Raw genomic sequence first — 17,628 nt, forward strand, 5'->3', positions numbered from 1 at the left:
AGAGGCTGTATCGGACTTGCGATACAGCCTCTTTTAATTGGTATCCCTTATGGAGTCGGGTACCCGCTTTAGTAATTCTCAGCGGCTATTTTTATTTATGAGCCAAGCTCTTTTTTTGCTTCTATCCGAAAATAACAACGCTTACCGGCTGTAATTGCAACAGCTCTCCAACACGCATTTTTTCAGTATGAGCACCTGCATCCATGATTTTATTCCATTCTTTTTTGAAACCCGGCATCTCATACTCCAACACCTCTTCCGACAAATTAAATAAACACAACAAATGCTCCATCCCATTCCTGCTCTGCCTGTGCAGCACATACCCTTTCCCCCCAATCAACTGCACAAATAAATCATCCTTACACATATTCTGCAACACCTCATTCGAACGTCTTAACTGTATTAACGCCTTGTGCCACTCCAGCAACTCCCTGTACTTCCCCCGCTTCCTTTTTCCCCAATCCAGCTTCGACTGAATAAACGTTTCCTCAGATTGTGGATCAGGAAACATCTCTCCCTCTTTCAAAAACGACTCGAACTCCTTCTTCCTTCCCTCCTGTATCCCCTTAATATGTTCCTCCTCCTTATAACTCACAAAAAAGAAAAACGGGTTATCCTCCCCGTATTCTTCCCCCATAAATAACATCGGCACATAAGGCGATAAAAAGATCGCCGCCGCCGCTACCTTCAGCCTTCCCTGATCTACCAGCACAGACAAGCGCTCCCCTTTCACCCTGTTCCCAATCTGATCATGGTTCTGATTAAATACCACAAAATGTTCCCCGCTAATCCCCGCAGAACTACGCCCATAACGCCGCTTCCTGAACTGCACATACTCCCCGGTATGCACAAACCCATCCTTATACGCTTTTGCTAACTGCTCCAGCTGATTAAAATCCGCATACCTTGCCTGCCCCTCCTTATCCAGCAACACATATAGTATATGGTGAAAATCATCCAGCCACTGCGCATCTAATCCCATCCCACCATCACTGGGGTTTTTGAGTATCGCAGGCGAATTCAGATCACTCTCTCCGATGAGATAATATTTCCGCCCCGTGGTAGCCGTCAGTTGCGCCACCTTATCCCGTATTACTTCCCAAAGGGTTACCGCACTGTTATCAAAAATACAATGCACCGCATCCAGCCGCAACCCATCAATATGATACTGCTCTAACCAATGAATCACATTATTCGCAAAATACCCTTTAGGACCGTCAGAATAGGCGCCGTCGAAATTGATGGCACTACCCCAGGGAATAGAATAGATCTGCGAAAAATAAGGCCCAAAATGATGAAAAGAATTGCCCTCGCCTCCCAGGTGATTATACACCACATCCAAAAATACAGCAATCCCCCGTTGATGACAGGCATCCACTAATTTCTTCAGCCCTTCCGGCCCCCCGTAAGAATGATGCACTGCATACTGAAACACTCCATCATAGCCCCAGTTCCGTTCTCCTGGAAACTGGCACACCGGCATCAGTTCCAGTGCATTGATTCCGGTATCTTTCAGATCATCCAGATACGGAATGATCCCCTCAAAAGTACCTTCCGGAGAAAAGGTGCCCACATGCAGTTCATACAGCACCATGTCCTTAAACGGCATGCCATGCCACTGCTGGTCCTGCCAGGCATACGCCTCGTGATCCACCACAGCTGATGGCCCGTAAATATCCGCTGGCTGCCAGCCGGAAGCGGGGTCAGGCAGATCCTGCCCATCAATGTGATAGTAATACTGTGCGCCTGGAACTACATTTTCTACTGTAACGGAATAATACCCTTCCTCATCTTTCGTCATAGCAAAAGACCGGTCCTCTGGCCTGATAAGATGAAGTGTGACCTGCTCTTTTTCCGGAGCCCAAACGCAAAATGTACATGCATGATCCTGCTTATAAAAAGCCCCTGTTTTTTTCATATCGTGGCTAACTTATGCAGGTCTATAAGAAAAGATTATGCCGTGTTACATTTTGGCAAAAATGTTGTTCGCTTGTAGAGAACCTAAAATCGGATCTTATGGATAAAAAATGGTGGCAGACAGGCATTATTTACCAGGTATACCCCCGTAGTTTTCAGGATAGCAATGGCGATGGGGTAGGCGATCTCAAAGGTATCCTGCAAAGGCTCGATTACCTGCAATGGCTGGGCATCAATGCCGTATGGCTTTCACCCATCTATCCTTCGCCCATGGCCGATTTTGGATACGATATTTCCGATTACACAGGCATCCATCCCTTGTTTGGTAACATGGCGGACTTCGATACGCTGCTGGAAGAAGTACACCAGCGGGGCATGAAATTACTGCTGGACCTGGTACCCAATCACACCTCAGATCAGCATCCCTGGTTCCTGGAATCCCGCTCCGGCAGGGATAATCCGAAGCGGGACTGGTATATCTGGCATGACCCCTTACAGGATGGTGGTACACCGAATAACTGGCTGAGTATGTTCGGCGGTAATGCATGGGAATGGGATCATACCACCCAACAATACTATTATCATGCGTTTTTAAAAGAACAGCCTGACCTGAACTGGCGTAATCCTGAAGTGCAACAGGCGATGTTCGATGTAATGCGTTTCTGGTTAAAGAAAGGTGTAGACGGTTTTCGCGTGGATGTAATGTGGCATATGATCAAAGATGCACAGTTCCGCAATAACCCGCCCGATCCGCATTATGAACCCCACATGAGTACGTATTCGCAATTGCTGCCGGTATATTCCACAGATCAGCCGGAAGTACACGAACTTGTACATAAGATGCGTTCAGTGATGGAAGAGTTTGATGATGAGAGAGTGATGATCGGGGAAATCTATCTGCCCATTCACCAGTTGGTGAGCTACTATGGTGTGAATAATAACGGGGCACATCTGCCCTTCAATTTCCAGTTGCTCACATTGCCCTGGCAGGCCTTACAGATCTCAACCGCCATCGATCAGTACGAAGGCGCGTTGCCCGTCGATGGCTGGCCAAACTGGGTACTGAGCAACCATGACCAGCACCGGATAGCCAGCAGGGTAGGAGTACAGCAGGCACGCGTAGCCGCTATGCTATTGTTGACACTGCGGGGTACGCCCACTATTTATTATGGAGATGAAATTGCAATGCGCAATGTGGCGATCCCCTTTGATGAGGTGGTAGATCCGCAGGGATTGAATATGCCGGATAAGAATCTGAGCAGAGACCCATCGCGTACACCCATGCAATGGGATAATTCCAGGAATGCCGGCTTTACAGAAGGTAAGCCCTGGCTGCGCTTATCAAAGATCTTTCACCGGGCGAATGTGGAGATGCAACAGCGGGACCCGTATTCCATGCTTACACTGCACAAGCGGCTGATATCACTGAGAACAAATGAACCCGCGCTGGACGCCGGCAGCTATGCTCCAATATTTTCAGATAACCAGATGCTGGCGTATAAAAGGGAAGCAGAAGGGGCAGATTCGTTTTTAATAGTATTGAATCTAACACACTCACCTTGTTATTTCAGGCCACCTAATTTTAGTTTTTCCGGTAAGGTGGAAATAGCTACGATACCGGAATCAGAAGGGATTGAGCTGAGTGATACAATTAGCCTGGATGGAGATGAGGGCCTGGTCATCAGGCTGAAATAGATAAAAATGAGGGCTGACTAAAAAAGTAAAATGAAGGCGCTGAGAATTGCGTAAAAGCCATTTCGTCTCCATCACCCGAGTATCCTTTTTAGTCAGCCCCCTGCATAAATGTCTATTAAAATAATAAATGCTTTTTTATTGTATTAATAACGGTTTCGTCTGCACTAATTCCGCATTAACATACTTCACAATATACATGCCCTTCACTAAATGCTGCAGCCGCAAATTCATCGTCTGCAAAGCTTTCGCTCCATACACCTGCTTTCCGCTCATATCATAGATCATAATATAGCCATTACCGGGAGTCGTGATCTTAGTCTGACCATTGACAGCTGGGTTAGGACTAATTAATAATGCAGGTGCCTTTTCATCAGTCATTGCGTTCATCCTGGTTACAGAAGCCAATGCATTCGCCGCACCCAACACAATCGTTCCATAATTAGCTGTACTCTGATAATCATCCACCGTACCATACCACACCGCCTGTCCATCGCGTGCACCGCCATTATCGTCATCATCATATCCTATATCAAAACCAACCGACATCCCTGCTGCTGGCGTAATCCCCAGCTGTGACCACGGAATGGCAAACTCCACACTATACCCACCACTGATAATTGCTGTATTACTGCTATTATAAGTTTTAATAAACTGCTTTACTGTATTATTGGCATTAATAAATACCTCTACCGCATCATTATCCCATGCATCCGGCGTATCATTATACAAGGCCGCATCCAGTACTTTTACTCCCACATACAAATTTGTGGCATCCCAGAGTAACCCAAACGTAGCCGTATTATTTACGCTGCCCACCGTGGTTTTTGAAATCGTCTGCGACAGGTTCCAGTTACTCTCCAATACACCATCTAATACCGGCGTAGCGGCTTTTACCATCACACCAGAAGTGGTGTTCGCTACCGTAATCACTACCTGATCAGTAGCGGACTGCGAACCATTACTAACCGTGAGCTGGTACACATAAGTATTTCCATTACTTAATCCGGATACCGCAGGCGATGCCACTGTAGCATTACTAATGGTAGAAGCAGGCCCACTTAACTGCGTCCATGCATAAGTGGCACCATTGGAACCAGCACCTGCAAGCGTAGTCGAAGTCGTACCTGCTGCCAATGACTGATCCGGGCCTGCATTCGCGAACAGTGCATTATTACAGGTTGTGAGGTACACTGTACCAAATACAGACGGATTCCCGAAAGCAGTAGTATTCGTCGCAAAGCTTGTCATCTGTGCATCCCGCGTGCCACCATTATCATCATCATCGATCTGTACATCCAGTCCGATCGTTTTGCCAATACCCGGCGTAACCCCAATCGTAGACCATGGAATCGTAATGTTTACTGAAGTAGCCGTCTGCTGAAAAGTAATGCCTGTCGTACGATTCACAGAATTACTCCCCGCATGTATCACGGGATCATTCCACCTGAAACCCAACTGAAAATCATTCAAGCCATCGTAGGCAGTTCCTTTACTATTATCTCCGTCAATGAAGATCTCCACTGCATCATCCTCCCACCAGCTATCGCCGGAATCATTTATCTTCGTCGCATCATTCATCGTAATCCGGAGGTACAGGTTCGTATTATCATACAGTGCCTTCCAGGAACCTGCATAGTCAGCCGGCATACTTCCCAGCACCACATTACTGATTGCCTTTGATGGTGCACGCAGGCTATCTGCCAGCAAGGCAATTACAGGAGCTACACAAGGCGGGTTTTCATTATCCGCAATGGTTACCACCGCCACTGTATCACCACCTAAATTATACGTAGTGTCTTTTAATAGCGTTAATTTCAATGTCTCAGGTCCTTCGAAAATATTATCATCCACAGGCATAACAGTAATGGTAGCAGAAGGTGTTGCTGGTGTCAAAGTAACACTACCACTCAGGGCAGGTGTATAATCCGCTGCACTTGTCGTACCACTCAGGGCATACTTCACTGCAATCGTTTTAGACAATGCAACGGTACTGATGGTAAACATGCCTGCACTGCCACCTTCTGCTGCATTCGCCTGCGTTGCAATAATATTTACCCCGGGCAGTATCGTCACCTTTCTGGTAGCTGTAAAATTACCACTGGCAGTCGTCACTTTTATAGTAGCTGTGCCATAACCCACAGCCGTCACCTTGCCAGTAGCATCTACCTTTGCAATTGTACTATCCGGGCTCACCCAGCTTACCACCTTATTCGTGGCATCTACCGGTGTAATTTCTGCAGATAATTGCAATGATTGCCCCGTTGTCAGGGTCGTATCATTCGCTGGTTTAATGGCAACTCCTGTCACCGGAATATTGATGTTCTGGATGATCAGCTGAAAGCCTGGGTTTTTGTTAATATAAGCCCCGGATTCGGCGTTTGTCACCGTCAGATTATTGAAGGTAGCCGTCTGGCTGCCGGCCTGTACATACAACCCAAAACCGCCATAAACATCCGCTGCCTCATCCCGCGTTACTGGATCCAGACCTGTGCCATCAATATTCGTATTATTAAACACGATATGATGAAGATTAGATCCGTACATTTGTATGGCGTCTCTTTGTGAACGCAGAATAGTATTATTGTCAAACTGCAAATTGAAAATACCTGTACCTGCAAAAAACTCAATGGCCCCGCGCTTTTGATTCCACAGGTCATAACTGGTACCACAACCGGTGATCGTATTTTCATATACCCTGATCACATTCCCGGGATACTCAAAAGTAAAGCCTCCAAAATCATTCGTAAAGCGGATCGCAGAGCCAGCCACACCATCTTTAAAAACAGAGTGATGGATCTCATGACCCGTACCACCAAAAAGGGCGGCACCACCAGCCCGCCAATTATTCTCCACGGTATTATACCGGAAAATATCATTCTTACAGGCAGTCGTTACACCCGCCGCATTATTCGGCCACACAGCCAGTGCATCATCCCCATTGTTGCGTAAACTACATTGCTCTACTATGGAATTGGAAGTACCCTGACAGAAGTTCACCCCATCTGCATAATTATTCCTGATACGGCATTTTGAAATCTGCAGGTCAGTGGTAATATCCACCGGGTACGGTGCATCATATCCCGCAATCCAGAACCCGCATTCAAAATGCTCTACCCACATATCATGCACCCGTGATCCTGTTCCATAGGTGCCCATAAAGCCCTTATAGGTCTTATACATTTCAGCAGGCAGGCGGGGATTGCTTTCATTGTACACCAGGCGGTCATTGTTCTGCGTATTCAGGCTAAAATTCGAAATCTCCACATTACTCGCCCGGGCATAGATGCCCCCATAAAATTGTTTGTCTGTCGAGAAATACACTTCCGTATACCACACACCGGCACCCTGTATTTTCAGGTTGCTGACATTCAGTGTCAGCTTATCACTTAATAAAAATCGCCCCGCCGGAATGTACACGTTCTTTCCCTGTGACGCAGCTGCGGCAATACATGCATTGAACGCGGCAAAGTCATCATTCTGGTCATTGGCAACCGCGCCATAATCTGTTACAGACAAGTAATTAGCCGGTTGCGACAATGCCACTGGTACGGGCTCGAGTTCAATAAAATCGACCCCATAGGTGAGCCCGTCACCATTGTCTTTTTTAATCATGATCTTATCGCCGGCGTTCAGTGCATTCGCCAGCCTGAAATGCACCTCATCAAAGCGCATAAAGGTTTTGCCACCCGGTGTCTGTACCGGGTCGGCAGCAGGGAAATACTGGTAGGCCCAGTAAGAAGACAGTGCAATGTCTCTCACTTTCGTACCGTTTACATAAAGACCCAGTGAGCCACTGAGGCCATTGCCGGCATTATCATCCGGTATTGTAAAGCGAAGATCCAGCCCCTGTGCGGCGGCAGTGAGCGTCCATTCAATAGAAGCATTGTTTGCCGATAGGCTCACGTATTTCTGATCCGAAGCTTCCGAGGCAATGTCCGTCTGCACAAATTGCGGCGAGGATTGCACAACGGCACCACCACTCAGGGTGGCATTGTCAGCTTCATAACGGGTGTAAGGCAGCTGGTAAGCGCCTCGTGGCAGCCCATCACTCTGGGCAAAAGAAAGATGGTGCGCAAAAAGGACCATCATTAAAAGGAAACCGGTTTTTCTCATCTTTGATTGGTATTTAGAGGAATTCAAAGAAAGTGCAGAAGGCGAGAACCGGCAATTTGTGTATGGGAAATATAGAAATAAAGCGCCTGAAATGAATGTAATCAATTGGTAATGAATGATATGTTGTAATGAAATATATAGACAGATTGTGCCGGTTTTTAATAGAAAATGCCTTCCTTTGCACATCCTCAATATGGTAATCCTATGTTTGAAGAACATTCTATGACGATGCGCAAATTCCTGGTTGCCATCATTTACAATGGACGAACTTATTACACCGTGCATGGCATGGATTTCACAGTCACAGATGTAAATATTAACAACCATAAGGTACTGGTCACTGACGAGGATAAATGGGCCTTATTTAGCACAAAAACAGAACTGGCAGCCTACATCACACAGGCCGCTCATCTCTGGGATAATGATAGAATGAAGGAATGGGCCCAGGGCCTGGATGAACGCTCTCCCGCAGATACAGAGATTAACCTGGATTTTATGCTGACTGCAAAAGATGATGTGGATGATTACTATGAGTTGTACAATACGATGATCTTTGTAGAAGATTTTGTGGAGCAGATAGATGATGTGACAATGCATGCACTCACCCTGGGCAGCTCCACGGTCCGTGAGTTTTTCGATGCTGCTGCCGACTATTTTCTATGGAAAGACGGTGATAAGGAAATGCTGGCCGTCAGAGGTCCCCGCTTACTCTTAGCTATCAATAATATTTATATGGAATTACAAAAATGGATTGAAGTGTAATAACATTTATATGTAATAATAATTTATGTAAGCTCTCATAACCCGTAGATATAATTATCCATTACATTCGTTCTGTACCCGCGTTAAATAAAAAACCTTGTTATGCCCGATCAAATTATCATCAGCCGCGAAGATGCCATGACCTTATTAGCCTGGCAAAAACTGCTCACCATGCATCCGGAAAAAAGAAAGGGCATCGTCGCTGAAATATTAATTGAATCAGATAAAGCAGATGATGAGATCGAGGATGCTCATGTGGATGGACAGGAATATAATCATGACATCGTAGATTATCTCAGGTCCGGATTGCTCAACGTGACCAACGAGTTTATAGAGGAAGATCTCAAAGAGCTGTATCATCATGAAATAGGGATTGAGGGGGAGCCCTTACTCTATGAACCCTGCCCTTGCTGCGGGTATCGTACCGTGGAGGAATCAGGTGCTTATGATGTGTGCCCCAATTGTTATTGGGAGGATGATGGGAATGAAGATCCTGCAAAATACAGTTCAGTAAATCATCTCACTTTACAGCAGGGAAGGGATAATTATAAGGAGATGGGCGCTTCCGATCCTGCTTATATTGACATTGTAAACAAGCATCCCAATAAGTACCTGAAAGCCTGATTAATAATACACTACCACTCATCTGTTAACCACCCATGTTGGTTATGGCATTCCATTTGTTATAATGCATTAAAAACAAGGAGGAACATATGAAAAGGGTAGTATTATCAATGGTCTTAACAGCATTGTCTGTCGTTGCATTTGCACAATCGGGTTCAGAAGAAGTAACCAGTAAGAACTCCTGGTTGAAAGTGGGGATCAATGCCGGCGTACCCTTCGGTAATCTCTCAAAGACGAGCAATTTCACACTGGGTGCTGAATTGAAAGGACAGGTGATGTCCACCAATCACGTAGGGTTGGGTCTCACTACAGGTTACAACCATTTCTTCCCCAAAGATGGTTTTAAGAATTTTGGTACAGTTCCATTAGGCTTATTCGTTAGGTACTATCCAAAGAGCCACGGCTTTTTTGCAGGTACAGATGCCGGGTATAGCTTTGTGACCGGTGTAGAAGGTGCAACAGGTGGGGTATATGTAAGACCTCAGTTAGGCTACCATAACTATAGCTGGAATGTCTTTGCTTTCTATAACGGGATCTTCAGAAGCGAAGAAAACGGAAGCAGCATGCAGTATGCAGGTATTGGTGCTACATATAACATTCGCTTCCACAAAAGATAAAGAACGTCAAAGAAAGAGGCTGTATCATAAGTCCGATACAGCCTCTTTCTTCTGAAAAAGGTTTTCATTACCGTTGGTGAATTTCCTCTTTCATGAATGTTTTTATTCGTATCCCTGATGGAGTCGGGCACCCCGTTTAAGCAGTTCTCAGCCGTTAATTTCTATTTATGAGCCAAGCTCTTTTTTATCCAACCCGGTTTAACATTTTTTAAAACTTTTCCCGATTGCGTAAATACTCCACAATTCCCCGCTGTAGCTTTACAAAAATTTTCACTCAATGTCAGGAATGTTCAAGACATCACTACTACTTATACTTTTTTGCTTTCCAATAGTACTATTTGCACAACATGGCCCAGCCATCTCAGGGCGCATTACCGCTTTTGACGGCCAGCCCATTGAACTCGTCTCCATTTCTATCGTCGAATTAAAAAAAGGTACCCTCACTGACAATAACGGTAACTATAGCATCGAAGAAATCGCCCCTGGCACTTATACCCTAAGGATCCAGCTACTCGGTGCCCCGCAGAAAGATTTCAAAATAGAAGTCGTACCCGGGCGCCCGGCCATACTGGATTACCAGTTGCCAAAAGAAAACATCCAGGCCTTACAGGAAGTGCGCATAATCGGTAACACGAACAAGTTTTCTAAAAAAGAAAGCTACTACGTCAGCCGTCTTCCATTAAAGAACCTGGAGAATCCACAAGTCTATAACGTGGTGCCAAAGGAACTGATCGAAGAACAAATGGCCATAGACCTGGGTAGCATTTCTAAAAACGTACCTGGTGCCGGCCTCCCGATGATCGCCAACCAGGGCCGTGTAACCTTCCGTCAGCGCGGGTTCGAAACAGAGCCAAACGCCCGCAACGGGGTGGCCGGTGCAGCCTTTGCCACCCTCGATCCCGTCAACCTCGAAAGGGTAGAAGCCATCAAAGGTCCATCTGCCACCCTGTTCGGAACCAATATCTCCAGCAGCTATGGTGGCTTGTATAACCGTGTTACCAAGAAACCTTTTAATGGTTTCGGCGGCGAAGTGGCCTTCACCGGCGGTAGCTGGAACTACAACCGTCTTACAGTAGACGTGAACACCCCTGTAAATAAAGAAAAAACAATGCTCTTCCGCCTGAACGGTGCCACCACCTTCCAGAAGAGTTTCCAGGATATGGGATTTACGAATAATCTGAGCCTTGCGCCGAGTTTCTCCTACCAGATTACAGATCGTCTCTCCCTTCTCTTAGACGTCGAATTCGGGCAGGAAAAAGGTACTTCTGTAGTTCGCTTCAATCCATACACCGGGGGCGGCAAGACCCTCTCTATTGCAGATATGAAATTCCCTTATAAAAGGCTTTTCCTGAGCAATGACCTGGCTTACCAGACCCAGATGATGAACATCTTTGCCCAGATCAACTATAAGATCTCCGAACATTGGACCTCCCAGACCGTAGTATCCCGCGCCCGTTCTTCTATCAATGGGTATATCAATGCGCTGAACGGACGTACCGATTCTACCCTGCGTGCCAGTGTCATCAATGGTTATACCACCTTCATCGCTACCGACATCCAGCAGAACTTTATCGGTGATTTCAATATCGGAAAGTTCCGCAACCGGATGGTGATAGGCCTGGATTACTACAATAACAGCAATTCATTTGACAGAACCACTGTCGCGGGGCCTACGATCAATTTCCAGCATCCGGGTGCCAGCTACCGCCTCGGAAAGTCTACCATAGATTCCCTGGTAGCAAGAGCCACCGGTACGGCTATCCGTAACGAAAACAATGGAGACAACAGCTATGCGGCTTATGCATCTGATGTATTTAATATCACAAAGAACCTGATGGCCATGGTGAGCCTGCGCGTAGACTACTACCGCGCCCAGGGCACGCACAGCATCATTTACGATACCACTGCTGCCGGTACCAATTATCACCAGACAGCCCTGTCTCCCAAATTGGGCCTGGTATACGAAGTACTGAAAGATAAAGTATCCGTTTTTGGTAGCTACATGAATGGCTTCTTCCACGAAACCGGAACTGATTACGAAGGAAACGCCTTTAAACCTGAAGAAGGTAACCAACTGGAAGGTGGCGTAAAAGTAGATGTATGGCAACACAAACTGGTAGGTACTTTGAGTTGCTACGATATCCGGGTGAAAAATGTAGTCATTGCTGACCTGGAGCATAATGGTTATAGCAAGCAGAATGGTACACAGCGCAGCAAAGGCCTGGAAGCAGAGATCACGGTGAACCCTGTACGCGGTCTGAACATCGTAGCCGGTTATGCGTACAACGATAGCAAATACACAAAATCAGATAGCGCCACCCTTGGATTAAGACCTGCATTATCCGGTCCTCCTAATATGTGGAATTTCTGGGCAAGCTATCATATTTCCAGCGGTAACCTGAATGGACTGGGCTTTGGTTTTGGCGGTAATGGGGGAGATCAGTCTTACCAGACAAACACTGCAACAACTAAGATCACGATACCTTCTTACGTGATGCTGGATGCATCTGTATTTTATGAAAGATCTAAATATAGGATCGGTGTGAAGATCGATAACCTCACCAGCCAGAAAGCCTGGTCTGTGAGATTGACGCCACAGCCACCCACCCGTGTACTGGGCAGCTTTGCACTGAAATTCTAAAAATTGAAATGTTGAAAGAAAGAATTCCCGGGAGAGCGCATCCCAGGCAATTGGGTATCTAATACAGAAATAAAACATTCATGAAAGAGGTAATTCACCAACGGTAATGAAAACCACTTTCAGAAAAAAGAGGCTGTATCATAAGTCCGATACAGCCTCTTTTTCATCATAGAACTAATATATACCTTTGCGACGTACTATTAAACGAATATTCATGAAAAACGTCGTACTTGCCAGTACTTCTACCCTTTACGGTGAAAAATACCTTCAGTACCTCCTCCCGGTTATGCAGGAACTTTTTGCCGGCATCGACGAAATCGTCTTCATTCCCTACGCCCGTCCGGGTGGTATCTCGCACGACGAATACACGGCCCGCGCAGCAGCTGGTCTCGCAAACATCGGTATCAGGGTAAAAGGCTTACATACCTTCGCTGATCCTGCACAGGCTATCCGCGAAGCCAAAGGCTTCTTTACCGGGGGTGGCAATACCTTCGTACTGGTAAAACAATTGCATGAACTCAAACTCATGGACCTGCTTAGCGAAGTGGTTGCGAAAGGAACACCTTACATTGGTGCAAGTGCCGGCAGCAATATCGGTGGCGTCAATATGCAGACCACGAATGATATGCCGATTGTATATCCGCCCAGTTTCCAGACGATGGGTTTAATGCCCTATAACATAAACCCGCATTACCAGGAACCGATCCCCGGTGTACCGCACATGGGCGAAACCAGGGAAACGCGTATTCTTGAATTTCATACCCAACAAGCTATCCCGGTAATTGGTCTGCGCGAAGGCAGCTGGATCCGTATCAAAGGAGATGAGATCCGCCTGCAGGGCAGTATGCCTGCCAAAATTTTCGAACAGGGGAAAACACCTTACGAATTACCAGCAGGTGCCGACATTAAAATCTAAATAGATCTCCGGCGCTTCAATATAAATGCGAAAAAAAATTCCAGGCAGGCATTAAAATCTAACTGGAAATAATTTCACTGCTACACATTCACGATCCTTAATGCCGCCAGACCTGTAAAATCCTATCATGATACTCAATATACGTTCCCTTCGCAGGCAGATCAAAGCACAGCGATACAAAGATATCCCGGTTACACTCAGTCTGCTTTCTATACCAATTGTATTGTCTTTGCTGATCACTGAACAGGTCTCTGCTACCTGTATGCTGCTCTCCGCATTCATCGCAATATATACTGCAGCTGCATTCGCAATCAAAAAACGAAAGCCGTTATTATTCAGGCCGCTCCTTATTGCAGCTGCCATATTATTCGTGATTGTTTTAGAAAAAATGATTTAATAAAAAAGAGATTGTATCAAATGTGATTTGAAGACATCGCGCATTGTGTCAACCCAAATGCGCACCCTCAGGGCCCTGAATTATACCCGGGAAAGCTCACTTTTGATACAATCTCTTTTCAATATTTTTTTATCACAGTCTGATCATGTTTTCACTTATTTAACATTGTGTTTTGTTAATTCTAAAAACTTTACCTAAGTTTAACGCATCATTCTAATTTACTCTCCGGTGAAGAACCGTTTATTCCCATCTAACCTTCTCCTGTAAAGCATTTAATCTCCATTTTATCCTAGCTGTGTCAGTAGAGAGAACTTGTCATTTCAACAAGAACAATGAACAATAAACATTAAAAACTAACAGGAAAAACTTAGCTGTGTAATACCTACACATATGGAATACTAATTTCCAAAATCTTAATTCGCTGCATATTTACCTGCAGTAAAAGGGAGGCTATTTCCAAAATTAAATAAACAGCATGCAAAGTATGCCGTAAAGGGAAAACTATTTCCAGCAACTACATATTCAATATGCAGTAAGGAACCCGCTTTTTCAATAACATAAATAATCAATAAAACACAGGCTGTGCCTACAACACAGCAGGAGGAAGTTTTTGCTTTAACACACTCTATATTATCAACAAAAATTAGCAATTCAATGCAAAGATCGTTTATTGTATGTACGGTCCTGTTCCTGCTATGCGTATTCAACGCAATCGCACAGGAGAAAAAGACAGTCTCAGGGTCTGTACAGGATGAAAAAGGCAATCCACTCGTAGGTGTAAGTGTGCAGGAAAAAGGCACCACTAATGGTGCCAGTACCGGCGACGGAGGTAAGTTCTCATTGAAAGTAGCTCCCGGCGCTACATTGATCTTCTCCTACATTGGTTATGTAAAACAGGAAGTAGCAGCATCTGCCGCCGCTTCTATCCACCTGGTTACCGATCAGAAAGGCCTGAACGAAGTAGTCGTTACGGCCATGGGTATCAAAAGAGAAACCCGTGCACTCGGTTATGCAGTCAGCACCGTCAGCGCAAAAGAGATCACACAGAGCGGTTCTACCAACTTCGCTTCTGCCCTCTATGGTAAAGCTGCCGGTGTAAAGATCGTTTCAGCACCGGGTGGTGCCGGTAGTGCCGTATCCGTACAGGTGCGTGGTGTATCGTCCATCAGCATGAGCACACAGCCCCTGTATGTTGTAGACGGTATTCCTATCCGTAACTACAATACACTCACTTCCCAGTCATGGGGTACTACCAACAGCCGTATTGATGGTAATGGTGCACTCGACATCAACCCTGAAGATATCGAAACACTCACTATCCTCAAAGGTGCCAGCGCATCTGCACTCTATGGCTCGGAAGCTACTAACGGTGTGGTGGTGGTCACCACTAAAAAAGGTACCAAAGGCAGAGGTCTAGGTGTTGATATGAACTATACTTTCAACCTCGAAAACGTATCTACCAATCCCGATTACCAGAACGAATATGGTCCCGGCTATGATGCACAAACAAACGTTGGTAACGGTATAGCAGATGCCCAGGGCTGGGTAACCGATTCCGATGGCAGCAAGCATCCTTACTATGGCGCCTACCCACAGTTCGGCCCCAAGTTCGATAACAGCTCCGTGAAATACTGGGATGGTTCTACACGTACTTACAAAGCGAACAAAAATAACTATAAAGATTTCTTCCAGCAGGGTTATAACTCTAACCTGAACATGGCACTGTCCAATGCAAATGAGAATGGTAGCTACCGTATGTCATATACCCGCACGGACTATAAAAGCATCATGCCCGGCAGCAAACTGAATAAGAACAACTTCAATTTCAACGGTACCCTGAAACTGAGTAGAAAAGTATCTGTTGATCTCGTATCTACTTACAATAACAATTTCACCCATAACCGCGCTTACGCCATGAGCAGCCTTTTTGGCGAATATAATGGTTTCTTCAGCCGTATGGATGATATGGATACGTACTTCGATAAATACAAAACTTCCAACGGTTATAAATACGTTGCCTACAATAACTACAGCTATGATCAGGATGAGAAATTACTTTACAGGGTACGCGCTACCAACCTGTTCGATTACCTGTATACCAACCTGCGTAATAGTTACGATGAAACACAAAACCGTTTCATCAACAGCATCACACTGAATGTAGCGTTCCTCGACAACCTGCGCTTCCGTGGCCGTGTAGGTAGTGATTACACCGGCTGGAGCGCCCTCGACAAGGAACACAACACACAGCCTTCTACAGTCGGTTACACCGGTGCATATGCTACTGAACAACGTAACAACAATAATACATATGCCGATCTGCTGCTGACCTGGAACCCTAAGATCAGCCACGATTTCGACCTCACTGTAACCGGTGGTGGTTCGGGCAGAAAACAAACTTACCTGTACCAGAAAACTTCTACCACCGATGGTCTGGCAGAAGAAAATTGGTTCAGCCTTGCTAACTCTGCGAGTACCGTCACTTCACAGTCTGCCCGTGCCACACAGGTAGATGGAGCTGCATTCGCTATGTTCAACATGAGTTACAAAAGCTTCCTGTACCTGGAAGCAACGGGTCGTTACGAAGGTACTTCTACCTTGCCCAGCCATGTGAACACTTATTTCTATCCATCCGTGAGTGCCGGTTTTGTATTCTCCGATGTATTGAAGATGCCTTCCTGGCTGAACTATGGCAAGCTGAGAGCTTCTTACGCGCTGGTAGGTAACCATCCTGCTATCTATGCTTCGAACGTGGCGTACAATCAATACTCCGTAGTATACGATAACGCAAACATCCTCTATCAGCAACCTAATGCTTCTGCATTCGGTAACCCTAATATCGTATCCGAACAGAAACGTGAATCTGAAATTGGTGTGGAAACCAAATTCCTTGATGGTAGAGTAGGGCTGGACCTGAGCTATTATAATAACAAGGTGAACAAGCAGATCGTAACAGCCAGCACAGCGCCTTCCAGCGGTGCAACCACTGAACTGATGAATGCCGGTAGCATCTCTAACTACGGATGGGAAGCAGCAATCAATGCAACGCCTATCCAGAAAAAAGATTTCCGCTGGGCCACCCGTTTCAACTTCGCCATCAACAGGAACAAGCTGACTGAACTGGATAACAATCTTCAGAGTCTCACAGACAACGTAGATGGTGGTGGTTACCTGATCATGCGATCCGAAGTTGGCGATGCATTGGGTAACATCTATGTACACCCTATGACTACAGATGCAAATGGCAACAAAGTAGTAAGTGGTGATGGTTACTATACCGTGGATGCGAACAACTACAAGTACGCAGGTAATATCCTGCCAAAAGTAGTTGGTGGTTTCTCAAATACTATCAGCTATAAAGCATTCACACTGGACTTCACACTGGATTACCGCTTTGGTGGTAAACTGATCTCTATCCCTACCTACTACCAGCTAGGTGCAGGTATGTTTAAAAACACACTGCAATACAGGGATGCGGCACATGGTGGGATCTCTTATGTAGCAAATGATGATGCAAAAGCCGATTACACCGCCAATGCAGATGGTGACCGTCATGATGGTGTGATCCTGAAAGGAGTAACATCCACAGGTGCAACCAACAGCAAGGTGATCAGCGCAGCCGCTTACTATATGAATAATTTCAACTGGCGTAACGATGGTGACTACTCTGCAGCAGTATTCAACAATAGTTATATCAAGGTACGTGAAGTATCCTTCTCTTACAGCATGCCTAAAAAGATCACGAACCGCCTGCACCTGCAGCAATTGCAGCTGAGCCTCATAGGCCGCAACCTGTTCTACCTGTATAAATCGCTGCCTTATGGTTTAGATCCGGAAGTAGCAGTAGGTTCTTCATGGTCCAGCCAGGGTATTGACAACGGTACTGCCGGTGCTACCCGTAGCCTTGGTGCCAGCCTGCGTGCACGCTTCTAATTTTAATTGCCAA

The 17,628-nt window shown here is 45.8% G+C and carries 10 protein-coding genes; 8 read left to right on the plus strand and 2 right to left on the minus strand.

Translation table 11 applies throughout. The features are described from left to right. Positions 1-121: 121 nt before the first annotated feature. Positions 122-1,918 carry a malto-oligosyltrehalose trehalohydrolase gene (gene treZ, locus U0033_RS00340; protein ID WP_072357232.1) on the minus strand — a complete coding sequence of 599 codons (1,797 nt, stop codon included), beginning with the start codon at positions 1,916-1,918 and terminating at the stop codon, positions 122-124. A gap of 98 nt (positions 1,919-2,016) precedes the next feature. Here treZ and U0033_RS00345 point away from each other — a divergent pair, with 98 nt between their 5' ends. Continuing rightward, complete coding sequence (locus tag U0033_RS00345) at positions 2,017-3,612, plus strand: alpha-amylase family glycosyl hydrolase (protein WP_072357233.1); 1,596 nt, start codon at positions 2,017-2,019, stop codon at positions 3,610-3,612. A gap of 135 nt (positions 3,613-3,747) precedes the next feature. Here the strand turns inward: U0033_RS00345 and U0033_RS00350 are convergent, their stop codons facing one another. Further along, a complete protein-coding gene (locus tag U0033_RS00350) occupies positions 3,748-7,725 on the minus strand; it encodes a sugar-binding protein (RefSeq protein WP_072357234.1) in 3,978 nt (1,325 codons plus the stop codon). 204 nt (positions 7,726-7,929) lie between these two features. Here U0033_RS00350 and U0033_RS00355 point away from each other — a divergent pair, with 204 nt between their 5' ends. The 7 genes from U0033_RS00355 to U0033_RS00385 all read left to right on the plus strand — a co-directional run bounded on the left by U0033_RS00355 (position 7,930) and on the right by U0033_RS00385 (position 17,615). Continuing rightward, entirely contained in the window at positions 7,930-8,487 is a 558-nt protein-coding gene (locus U0033_RS00355; protein ID WP_143150609.1) for a hypothetical protein, read from the plus strand. Between the two features lie 102 nt (positions 8,488-8,589). Next, a complete protein-coding gene (locus U0033_RS00360; RefSeq protein WP_083571341.1) occupies positions 8,590-9,111 on the plus strand; it encodes a CPCC family cysteine-rich protein in 522 nt (173 codons plus the stop codon). Positions 9,112-9,200: 89 nt separating this feature from the next. Continuing rightward, positions 9,201-9,728, plus strand: a complete 528-nt coding sequence (locus U0033_RS00365; protein ID WP_072357236.1) for a hypothetical protein — start codon at positions 9,201-9,203, stop codon at positions 9,726-9,728. Between the two features lie 277 nt (positions 9,729-10,005). Then, positions 10,006-12,369 (plus strand): TonB-dependent receptor, encoded by a 2,364-nt coding sequence (locus tag U0033_RS00370; RefSeq protein WP_072357237.1) that lies wholly within the window; start codon positions 10,006-10,008, stop codon positions 12,367-12,369. A gap of 214 nt (positions 12,370-12,583) precedes the next feature. Continuing rightward, on the plus strand, positions 12,584-13,285 hold the full coding sequence (gene pepE, locus U0033_RS00375; RefSeq protein WP_072357238.1) for a dipeptidase PepE: 702 nt from the start codon (positions 12,584-12,586) through the stop codon (positions 13,283-13,285). A gap of 127 nt (positions 13,286-13,412) precedes the next feature. Next, a complete protein-coding gene (locus tag U0033_RS00380; RefSeq protein WP_143150610.1) occupies positions 13,413-13,682 on the plus strand; it encodes a hypothetical protein in 270 nt (89 codons plus the stop codon). A gap of 654 nt (positions 13,683-14,336) precedes the next feature. Further along, entirely contained in the window at positions 14,337-17,615 is a 3,279-nt protein-coding gene (locus tag U0033_RS00385) for a SusC/RagA family TonB-linked outer membrane protein (protein WP_072357241.1), read from the plus strand. The last annotated feature ends 13 nt before the right edge of the window (positions 17,616-17,628 follow it).

Origin of the sequence: Chitinophaga sancti (assembly GCF_034424315.1) — a bacterium.
Classification (GTDB): domain Bacteria; phylum Bacteroidota; class Bacteroidia; order Chitinophagales; family Chitinophagaceae; genus Chitinophaga; species Chitinophaga sancti.